This window comes from Micromonospora sp. M51, assembly GCF_018070305.1.
Classification (GTDB): Bacteria; Actinomycetota; Actinomycetes; order Mycobacteriales; family Micromonosporaceae; genus Micromonospora; species Micromonospora parva.
The window spans coordinates 1-10,275 of the sequence record NZ_JAGPXZ010000150.1 but is presented as its reverse complement, the minus strand read 5'-3'; the positions used below and the strand labels follow the sequence as shown (position 1 = coordinate 10,275).

Sequence of the window (10,275 nt, the reverse complement as noted above, 5' to 3'; positions counted from 1 at the left end):
GGAAGGAGAAGCGCACCTGACGGGTCGGGTTGTCGCCGTTGGTGTCGACCAGGCAGATCGACTGCCAGGTGCCCAGCGCCAGCCGGCCGCCGAGCACCGGCACCGTGGCGTACGGCGGGACGAACGCCGGCAGCACGTGGTCGCGGCCGTGCCCGGGCGAGCCGTGTCGGTGCCGCCAGCGGTCCTCGGTGGGAAGCAGGTCGGCCAACGCGCTGAGCAGGTCGTCGTCGGAGCCCGACCCGGTCTCGATGATCGCCAGGCCGGCGGTGGCGTGCGGCACGAAGACGTGCAGCAGGCCGTCGCCCTCACCGGAGACGAACTGCTGGGCCTCCGCGGTGATGTCCCGGACGGCCGGCCGGAACCCGGTCTGGACGGTGATCACGTCGCTGCGCAGACACCGCATTCTGCCCCAGGGCAGGCTCAGGAACCGCCGCCACCGCCGCCGGAGTCCCCACCACCGCCACCGCCACCGGAATCGCCACCGCCGCCGCCCCAGTCCCAGCCGCCGGAGTCGCTTCCGTAGTAGCTCGCCGGCGTGCTGGTGTCCGCGTGCCTGGCGCGCTGGCCGGGCACGGGCCGCACCCTCCGGGCCGCTGGTTCCCGCAGGCCGGCACGCACCTGGATCGCGCCGAAGAGCGCTGCGGCCAGACCGAAGATGACGATCGGGAGTGCGGCGGGCTCACCCGACACCAGCACCCAGGTCGCCGGGACCGCCGGGAGCACCCCGACTGCCAACAGCACACCGCCGACAATCACGCGCCGTCCGTTCATGCCACCACGGTAGGAAGCCAGAACAAGCGTCGAAAGCGGGTCGTAGCGCTAAGTTACCGGCGAGTACCTGTGTTGAGCGTCGCGTCCAGGGCACCTAGACGTGACGAGGGGTGCCACCAGGGGGCAGGATGGCGCTAGAGACCTATCCCACACACAACCGAGGGAACGCCTGTGGCTACGGAACGCAAGCGCCCGGTGATCAGCGACGGCCTACCGAGCCAGCTTCCGGACATCGACCCTGAAGAGACCAGCGAATGGGTCGAGTCGCTTGACGGTGTCATCGACGAACGCGGTGCCAAGCGCGCCCGCTACGTCATGCTGCGCCTGCTGGAGCGGGCCCGTGAGCGCCAGGTCGGGGTTCCGCCCCTGACCACCACCGACTACATCAACACCATCACACCGGAGCGCGAACCCTGGTTCCCGGGTGACGAGCACGTCGAGCGGCGGATCCGGGCGTACGTCCGGTGGAACGCCGCCATGCTGGTGCACCGGGCGCAGCGCCCGGAGATCGGCGTCGGCGGGCACATCTCCACCTTCGCCAGCTCGGCGTCGCTCTACGAGGTGGGCTTCAACCACTTCTTCCGGGGCAAGAACCACCCGGGCGGTGGCGACCAGATCTTCTACCAGGGCCACGCCTCCCCCGGCATGTACGCGCGGGCGTTCCTGGAGGGGCGGCTCAGCGAGCACCAGCTCGACGGGTTCCGCCAGGAGCTGTCGCACCCCGGCGGTGGGCTGCCCTCGTACCCGCACCCTCGGCTGATGCCGGACTTCTGGGAGTTCCCCACCGTCTCGATGGGTCTCGGCGGTCTGAACGCGATCTACCAGGCCCGGTTCAACCGGTACCTGCAGCACCGCGGCATCAAGGACACCTCCCAGCAGCACGTCTGGGCGTTCCTCGGCGACGGCGAGATGGACGAGCCGGAGACGCTCGGCGCCATCGGCGTGGCCGCCCGCGAGGAGCTGGACAACCTCACCTTCGTGATCAACTGCAACCTGCAGCGGCTGGACGGCCCGGTCCGGGGCAACGGCAAGGTCATGCAGGAGCTGGAGGCGTTCTTCCGGGGTGCCGGCTGGAACGTGATCAAGGTCGTCTGGGGCCGCGAGTGGGACCCGCTGCTCGCCGCGGACACCGACGGCGCGCTGGTCAACCTGATGAACACCACGACCGACGGCGACTACCAGACCTACAAGGCGGAGTCGGGCGCGTACGTGCGGGAGCACTTCTTCGGCCGGGACGCCCGGACCCGCAAGATGGTCGAGCCGCTCAGCGACGACGAGATCTGGAACCTCAAGCGGGGTGGGCACGACTACCGCAAGCTCTACGCGGCCTACAAGGCGGCCACCGAGCACACCGGTCAGCCCACCGTCATCCTGGCGAAGACGATCAAGGGCTGGACGCTCGGCTCGCACTTCGAGGGCCGCAACGCGACCCACCAGATGAAGAAGCTGACGCTGGAGGACTTGAAGACCTTCCGCGACCGGCTCTACCTCGACATCCCGGACTCGGCGCTGGAGGACAACCCCTACCTGCCGCCGTACTTCCACCCGGGCGAGAAGTCCGAGGAGATGGCATACCTCAAGGAGCGGCGCGAGCAGCTCGGCGGGTTCCTGCCGTCCCGGCGGACCAGCACCAAGCGGCTGGCCATCCCCGGCCCGGAGCGGTTCGCCGACGTCAAGCGCGGCTCGGGCAAGCAGAAGGTGGCCACCACGCAGGCCTTCGTCCGGCTGCTCAAGGACGTGATGAAGGACAAGGAGTTCGGCAAGCGCTGGGTGCCGATCATCCCGGACGAGGCCCGCACCTTCGGTCTCGACTCGATCTTCCCGACCGCGAAGATCTACTCGCCGCACGGCCAGCGCTACACCTCGGTCGACCGCGAGCTGTTCCTGTCGTACAAGGAGTCGACGACCGGGCAGATCCTGCACGAGGGGATCAACGAGGCCGGTTCGGTGGCCTCGTTCACCGCCGCCGGCTCGTCGTACGCCACGCACGACGAGCCGATGATCCCGATGTACATCTTCTACTCGATGTTCGGGTTCCAGCGCACCGCCGACGGGCTGTGGGCGGCGGCCGACCAGATGGCCCGCGGCTTCCTGCTCGGCGCCACCGCCGGTCGGACCACGCTCAACGGTGAGGGTCTTCAGCACGAGGACGGGCACTCGCTGCTGATCGCCGCCACCAACCCGGCCGTGGTCGCGTACGACCCGGCGTTCGCGTACGAGATCGCGCACATCATGGAGCAGGGTCTGCACCGGATGTACGGGGACGCGCAGGAGAACGTCTTCTACTACCTGACGGTCTACAACGAGCCGACGGTGCAGCCGGCCGAGCCGGCCGACGTGGACGTGGAGGGCCTGCTCAAGGGCATCTACCGCTACTCGCCGGCCCCGCAGGTCGACGGCCCGAAGGCCAACCTGCTCGCCTCGGGCACGGGGATGCAGTGGGCGCTCAAGGCCCAGCAGCTGCTCGCCCAGGACTGGGGGGTGGGTGCCAGCGTCTGGTCGGTGACCTCCTGGACCGAGCTGCGCCGCGACGCGGTGGAGACCGAGGAGTACAACCTGCTCAACCCGGGCGCCGAGGCGAAGGTTCCGTACATCCAGCAGAAGCTGGCCGACGCGGACGGGCCGAAGGTCGCGGTCAGCGACTTCATGCGCGCGGTACCGGACCTGATCGCCCGCTGGGTACCCGGCGACTACACGTCGCTCGGCACCGACGGTTTCGGCATGTCGGACACCCGGCACGCGCTGCGCCGCCACTTCCACGTCGACGCGGAGTCGATCGTGGTGGCCACGCTGCGGCAGCTCGCCCGCAGCGGCGCGGTGCCGGCCACGGTGCCGGCCGAGGCCGCCAAGAAGTACGCGATCGACGACGTCAACGCCGCCCCGGTCGGCGAGACCGGCGGCGACAGCTAGGTCCTGGTTCACCCGGACGAAGGGGCCCGGCACGCGGTCGCGTGCCGGGCCCTCGTCTTTCGGTACGCCCCCGCGCCGTCCCCGCCCATCTGGACGCCGCCCCCGGACCGGGCACCGCCGCGGCCAAGTGCCGCCCCGCCGCAAGATCACGCTCGATCGTGGATGTAGTGGCTTCGGCCAGCGGTGAGGCCACTACATCCAGGATCGAGCACGATCTCCACGAGCTCGGGGCCTCCGGGCCGAGCCGGGCCGGGCCGGGCCGGGCCGGGCCGGGTCCAGCAACGCGCGCGAAGTGGCGCGAGCGCACACCCTCAGGACGCGATCCGGCGGTGGTCCGGGAGCCCTGGCGGGGATCCGGACCACCGCCGTCGCGGGTGACGCCGGGAGGATGGGCGCTCGTCAGCCGACGGCGGCCAGGTCGGTGAGCCGGGCCAGCGAGTCCTCCAGGTCGGCGCCGACCCGACGCAGTCCGAGGCGCAGCAGGGCCGCCTTGACCGGGCCGGCCGGCCAGCGGACCACGATGAGGCGCACGATGGTGCCGCCCTCCTCCTCGTCGGCGGTGAGCTGGACGTAGATTTCGGTGCGCGCCTCCGCACGAGCACCGGCACCCTTGGCCCGCTCCCGCCAGCCGATCAGCGTCGGCTCCTGGTAGGCGATCACCTCGGCCTCATGCGCCGAGCCGCGCCCCGCCTGGACCAGCTGTCGTCGCCCGAAGCCCTCACCCGAGAGCACTTCGGCCGCACGGACCCCGGCCAGCCAGGCCGGCAACTGCTCGGCCCGCTGCACGACATCCCAGACCACTTCAATTGGCGCCGCCACGTGCGCACTGCGTTCCACGAGGATCATTTCCGTCTTTCCTCCGGTGAGGACATCCCACGATATCGGCACTCTATGCGTTAAATCGGACTTACCAGGACGGGTTCGGAAAAAGACACGCCGATCAACCATTGCGGAATGCGCCAGGCCGGCCTATGGCGCATTCATCGACAGCGCCCTAAAGTCCCGAGCACGTTTCACGTTGACCGGGAGGGCGTATGTCGACAGCACCCATGCCCCAGTTCCCCACCGGCTTCCGCTGGGGCGTCTCCACATCGGCCCACCAGATCGAGGGCGCCGCCACTGTCGACGGCCGAGGTCCGTCCATCTGGGACACCTTCGCGCAGTCACCCGGGCGGATCAGCGACGGCAGCAGCGGCGCGGTCGCCTGCGACCACTACCACCGGCACACCGAGGACGTGGCGCTACTTGCCGGCCTGGGCGTCGACGCGTACCGGTTCTCCATCGCCTGGCCCCGGATCCAACCCACCGGCGCCGGCCCGGCCAACCCGGCCGGCCTGGACTTCTACGACCGTCTAGTGGACGAGCTGCTGGCCGCCGACGTCGACCCGGTGGCCACCCTCTACCACTGGGACCTGCCGCAACCCCTCGAAGACACCGGCGGCTGGCTGCACCGCGACACCGCCGCCCGGTTCGCCGAGTACGCCGAGAAGACGGCCGCCCGGCTCGGCGACCGCGTCCGGCTGTGGATCACGCTGAACGAACCGTTCATCCACATGAGCCTCGGCTACGGCATGGGCCAGCACGCCCCCGGCCGGATGCTGCTGTTCGACGCCTTCCCGGCCGCCCACCACCAACTGCTCGGGCACGGGCTCGCCGTCGCCGCGCTACGGGCCCACACCACCAGCCCGGTGGCGATCGCCAACAACTACTCGCCGGTGCGGATACTCGGCGACAGTGACGCCGACCGGGCCGCCGGGGCGGCGTACGAGGCGCTGCACAACCGGCTCTTCACCGACCCGCTGCTCGGCCGCGGCTACCCCGAACTACCCGGCCTCGACCCGGGCATCGTCCACCCCGGCGACCTCGACACGATCGCCGCGCCGATCGACGTGCTCGGGGTCAACTACTACAACCCCACCGGGGTACGGGCCGCCGAGGAGGGTTCACCCCTGCCGTTCGACCTGGTTGCGCTGGACGGCTACCCGCGTACCGCCTTCGACTGGCCGGTGGCCCCCGACGGGCTGCGCGAGCTGCTCGGCTGGCTGCACGACACGTACGGCGACGCGCTGCCACCCATCGAGATCACCGAGAGCGGCTGCGCATACGACGACGTGCCCGACGAGGACGGGCGGGTGGCCGACCCGCAGCGGATCGCGTACCTCGACGGGCACCTGCGCGCGGTCCGGGCCGCCCTCGACGACGGGGTGGACGTCCGCGGGTACTTCGTCTGGTCGCTGCTGGACAACTGGGAGTGGGCCGAGGGGTTCACCAAGCGCTTCGGTCTGGTGCACGTCGACTACGCCACCCAGACCCGTACGCCGAAGTCGTCGTACACCTGGTTGCGGGACGTGATCGCGGCCAGCCGGCCGGGGTCGGCGCGGTGACCACCCTCGACCCGACGCCGGCATCGCTGCCGGCGGCGCTCGCCGAGCCGACGGTGCCGGTCCGGCGCGGCTGGATCGGTCTGATCTTCGCGGCCAACCTCGGCGTGTGGATGGCGTTCTTCACGCCGATCCAGGTGCTGCTGCCGCAGCAGATCGAGCAGATCGCGCCCGGCGACAAGGAGAACATGCTGGCCGTGGTCACCGGCCTCGGCGCACTGGCCGCGGTGCTGGCCAACCCCCTCGCGGGCGCGTTCTCCGACCGGACCTGCCTGCGGATCGCCGGCCGCGAGTTCGGTCGTCGGCACGTCTGGACGGTGGGCGGGGCGGTGCTCGGCGCGGCGGCCCTGGTGCTGCTGGCCCAGCAGCGGACCATCCTCGGTGTCGCCCTCGGTTGGGTGGCCGCGCAGGTCTGCTTCAACGCCATGCTGGCCAGCCTCAGCGCCGCCGTCCCGGACCGGGTGCCGGTGCGCCAGCGCGGTGGCGTCTCGGGCTGGGTGGGCATCCCGCAGGCGCTCGGGTTGGTGCTCGGCGCGGTGCTCGTCACCGCAGTGGTCACCGGCAACACCGCCGGCTACCTGGCCATCGCCGTGGCCATCCTGCTGCTGTCGCTGCCGTTCGCGCTGCTCACCCCCGACGAGCCTCTGCCGCGGACGCACCGACCGGTGCTCCGGACGCGGGCGCTGCTGGCCTCGATGTGGATCAGCCCGCGCCAACACCCGGACTTCGCCTGGGCCTGGATCACCCGGTTCCTGGTCCAGTTGGGCAACGCGCTGGGCACCCTCTACCTGCTGTACTTCCTCAGCGACGGGGTGCGTCACCCCGACCCCGAGGGCGGCCTGCTGGTGCTGATCCTGCTCTACACGCTCGGCATGATGCTGACCGCTGTGGTCGCCGGCCGACTGTCCGACCGGTCCGGCCGCCGCAAGGTCTACGTGATCGTCTCCGGGTTGATCATGGCGGTGGCGGCGCTGCTGCTCGCGGTCGCCCCGCTCTGGCCGGTGGCCATCGTCGCGGCACTGCTGCTCGGCGCCGGCTACGGCGTCTACCTCTCGGTGGACGCCGCGTTGATCACCCAGGTGCTGCCCCGGGCCACCGACCGGGCCAAGGACCTGGGCGTGATCAACATCGCCAACTCGGCGCCGCAGGTGCTCGGCCCGGCGCTCTCCGCCCCGCTCGTGGTGTATCTGGGCGGCTATCCCACGCTCTACGCGGTCACCGCCGTGGTCACCCTCCTCGGCAGCGCCCTGGTCGTCAAGATCCGTTCGGTGCCCTGAGTCAGGGGGCCGTGCCCAAAAGCGCTCGCCGCCCGCCGTAGGCTGGGGGACGTGACAGTACGTGTGCGCTTCGCCCCCTCCCCGACCGGTATGTTCCACGTCGGCGGCGCCCGCTCGGCGCTGCAGAACTGGATCTACGCCAAGCAGCAGGGCGGCGTGTTCGTGCTGCGGATCGAGGACACCGACGCGGCGCGCAACAAGCCCGAGTGGACCGAGGGCATCCTCTCCGCCCTGGACTGGATCGGCATCACCCGGGGCAGCTACGAGGGCCCCTACTTCCAGTCGGCGAACGCCGGTGAGCACCGGGCCGCCGCCGCGCGCCTGTACGAGTCGGGCCGTGCCTACTACTGCGACTGCACCCGTGAGGACGTGCAGGCCCGCACCGGCTCGCAGTACCAGGGCTACGACGGCTACCACCGCGACCTCGGCCTCGGCCCCGGTGAGGGTCGCGCGCTGCGCTTCCGTACGCCGGACGAGGGCACGACAGTGGTGGTCGACCTGATCCGCGGTGAGCCCACCTTCGAGAACAAGCTCATCGAGGACTTCGTCATCGCCCGGGGCGACGGCTCGCCGGTCTTCCTGCTGGCCAACGTCGTCGACGACATGACCATGGGGATCACCCACGTGATCCGGGCCGAGGAGCACCTGCCCAACACCCCCAAGCAGCAGCTGCTCTGGGAGGCCCTCGGGGTCAAGCCGCCGGTCTGGGCGCACGTGCCGGTGGTGGTCAACGAGAAGCGGCAGAAGCTCTCCAAGCGCCGGGACAAGGTCGCCCTGGAGGCGTACCGCGACGAGGGTTACCTGGCCGGCGCGATGCGCAACTACCTCATGCTGCTCGGCTGGGCCCCGTCCGGCGACCGGGAGATCGTGCCCTGGTCGGTGATCGAGGACGAGTTCCGGCTGGACGAGGTCAACCTCTCCTCGGCGTTCTTCGACGAGAAGAAGCTGCGCGCGTTCAACGGTGAGTACATTCGCGCGCTGCCGGTGGCCGAGTTCATCGACGCCTGCCAGCCGTGGCTGACCGGCACCGACACCATCGCGCCGCCACCCTGGCAGCCCGAGGAGTTCGACGCCGACGCGTTCGCCGCCGTGGCGCCGCTGGCCCAGACCCGGATCGCGGTGCTCAGCGAGATCGTGCCGAACGTCGACTTCCTCTTCCTGGCCACGCCGCTGATCGACGAGGCGGCCTGGACCAAGACGATGAAGGACGGCTCCGCCGAGCTGCTGGACGATGCCGTCGCGGCGTTCGAGGCGCTGGAGTCCTGGGATGCCGAGTCGTTGAAGTCGACGCTGGAGGCGGTCGGCGCCGAGCGGGGCCTCAAGCTCGGCAAGACGCAGGCACCCGTACGGGTTGCTGTCACCGGTCGCACCGTGGGTCTGCCGCTGTTCGAGTCGCTGGAGGTGCTCGGTCGCGAGCGCACCCTGACCCGCATCCGCGCCGCCCGCCTCCGCCTGGTCTGACTGTTGCGCATCGACGCGTCACGGGCGCGTCGCCGGCCCAACTCCGCATCGCCCCGCCTTTGCTCTGCACCCCAATAGGCACCGGTCGCAGACCGTAACCGTCGCTTCCGCGGGTGCAGAGCAAAGGATGGCGCGCACACCTGACCCACCCGGGTTGGTGAGTGTCAGAGAGTCACCGAACCCCTCGCTGGCGGCGGAACACGAGGCCGGCTCCGAGCGCGGCGAGCAGCAGCACGCCGCCGAGCCCCCAGAGCCACCAGCGGCCGCCGGAGTCGGACTGCTCCGACGCGGCCGGCACCGTCGACGCCGTCGAGCTGGCGGGGGTGGTCGACGCCGGCACGGCGGAGGGCGACGCGCCAGCCGAGGGCGACCCGGTAGCTGTGGTCCCGGCGGCGGTCGACGGCGAGGCGGACGGGTCGGCGGCCGTACCGGTCGTGAGGGTGAACCGCACTTCGCCCTTCACCGGGTGCCCGTCGGCGGACGCGAGCTGGTAGCCCACGATGTAGAGACCCGCCGCCGCGGGCTTGAACGGCACCCGCACCCGGCTGCCGGCGAAGACCGGTGGGCCGCCAGCGACCACATTGTCCGGTCCGGTTATGGTGATCTTCGTCGTTGTCGGTGACGGCGTGGCGAGGAACCGCAGCTCGACCCGGGCGGGTGCCGTCGCCACGCGGGCACCGTCGCGCGGGTTGCTGCCGGTCAGCTCGTTGTGGGCGGCGGCCGGTGTGGGCGGCACCAGAAACGACACACCGAACGCCACGCCGAGGACCACTGGCATGACCCGCACCGTACGTGTAACCCTGCCCCCCATGAACCCCTCCGTAAGGGTACGATCCGCCCGCTGATCAAACGGCTCCTCATTAGTCGAGCAGAGATCGCAGATAGTTCCAATTACTGTTCCGAAAGCTGCAACTCATCGACGTTCTGCGGAGTCTGTAGGAGTGGACGCGGCCATCTGGTCGATGCCCGCACCGGCAGGTCGGTCCGGACGTCACGACGAAGCCATCCATCGAGCGGGGCGAGGAGGCGGGATGGTCCGACACATGAGGCGGTTGGCCGCCGTGTTGGCGGGCACGCTGGCGGCGGCACTGCTGTCGCTGGGCACCGCCGGCTCGGCCTCGGCCGCGCCGAAGCCGGCACCCGCCGGAGTGGACATCACCGGCACAGGGCTGTCCGAGCCGCTGCGAATGCGCGCGGACGCCGAGCCCGCTCTCGTGGGCGCGATCATCGATCAGGTCAACTTCCTCGCTCGCACCGGCATGCCAACCGGTCCGAAGGCGGCCAACCTCGGTCCGAAATACACGGTCGTGGTGCTCGCCGGCGATACGCCGAAGCAGACCTACGACCTCTATCCGAAGGCGGTCGGTGGCCCCCGCGTCTACCGGCCGGCCAAGCAGCCGGACGGCCGCAAGACCAGCGCCGGCTGGTTCCTGGGTCGGCTCAGCATGTCCGAGACCCTGCGCACCGCCGGTGTG

At 70.6% G+C, this 10,275-nt stretch carries 9 protein-coding genes; 5 read left to right on the top strand and 4 right to left on the bottom strand.

Annotated elements, in window-relative coordinates:
• Window positions 1-394 (bottom strand): YjbQ family protein (locus KBX53_RS11090; RefSeq protein ID WP_210858983.1); only part of this gene is annotated, 394 nt, incomplete at its 3' end.
• 26 nt (window positions 395-420) lie between these two features.
• Window positions 421-771: a hypothetical protein gene (locus tag KBX53_RS11085; protein WP_210858982.1), complete on the bottom strand. Its 351-nt coding sequence runs from the start codon at window positions 769-771 to the stop codon at window positions 421-423.
• A 171-nt stretch (window positions 772-942) separates the two neighbouring features.
• Between KBX53_RS11085 and aceE the strand changes: the two genes are divergently transcribed.
• The gene (gene aceE, locus KBX53_RS11080) at window positions 943-3,681 is read left to right on the top strand and encodes a pyruvate dehydrogenase (acetyl-transferring), homodimeric type (RefSeq protein ID WP_030330252.1); all 2,739 of its coding nucleotides are present in this window, start codon (window positions 943-945) and stop codon (window positions 3,679-3,681) included.
• A 399-nt stretch (window positions 3,682-4,080) separates the two neighbouring features.
• Here the strand turns inward: aceE and KBX53_RS11075 are convergent, their stop codons facing one another.
• Complete coding sequence (locus tag KBX53_RS11075; protein WP_030330254.1) at window positions 4,081-4,527, bottom strand: SRPBCC domain-containing protein; 447 nt, start codon at window positions 4,525-4,527, stop codon at window positions 4,081-4,083.
• A 188-nt stretch (window positions 4,528-4,715) separates the two neighbouring features.
• Between KBX53_RS11075 and KBX53_RS11070 the strand changes: the two genes are divergently transcribed.
• From KBX53_RS11070 to gltX, 3 genes are read left to right on the top strand one after another with little or no spacing between them, the layout of a single operon-like run.
• On the top strand, window positions 4,716-6,065 hold the full coding sequence (locus KBX53_RS11070; RefSeq protein ID WP_036411063.1) for a GH1 family beta-glucosidase: 1,350 nt from the start codon (window positions 4,716-4,718) through the stop codon (window positions 6,063-6,065).
• Window positions 6,062-7,339, top strand: coding sequence for an MFS transporter (locus KBX53_RS11065; RefSeq protein ID WP_030330257.1), 1,278 nt, complete (start codon window positions 6,062-6,064; stop codon window positions 7,337-7,339). Before KBX53_RS11070 ends, KBX53_RS11065 begins: the two co-directional genes overlap by 4 nt.
• Before the next feature lie 51 nt (window positions 7,340-7,390).
• Entirely contained in the window at window positions 7,391-8,800 is a 1,410-nt protein-coding gene (gene gltX / locus KBX53_RS11060; RefSeq protein ID WP_030330259.1) for a glutamate--tRNA ligase, read from the top strand.
• 172 nt (window positions 8,801-8,972) lie between these two features.
• On the opposite strand, the gene KBX53_RS11055 is transcribed toward gltX, so the two are convergent.
• Entirely contained in the window at window positions 8,973-9,578 is a 606-nt protein-coding gene (locus tag KBX53_RS11055) for a copper resistance CopC family protein (RefSeq protein WP_245233571.1), read from the bottom strand.
• A gap of 253 nt (window positions 9,579-9,831) precedes the next feature.
• Here KBX53_RS11055 and KBX53_RS11050 point away from each other — a divergent pair.
• A partial coding sequence (locus tag KBX53_RS11050; protein ID WP_210858981.1) for a hypothetical protein occupies window positions 9,832-10,275 on the top strand: 444 nt, incomplete at its 3' end.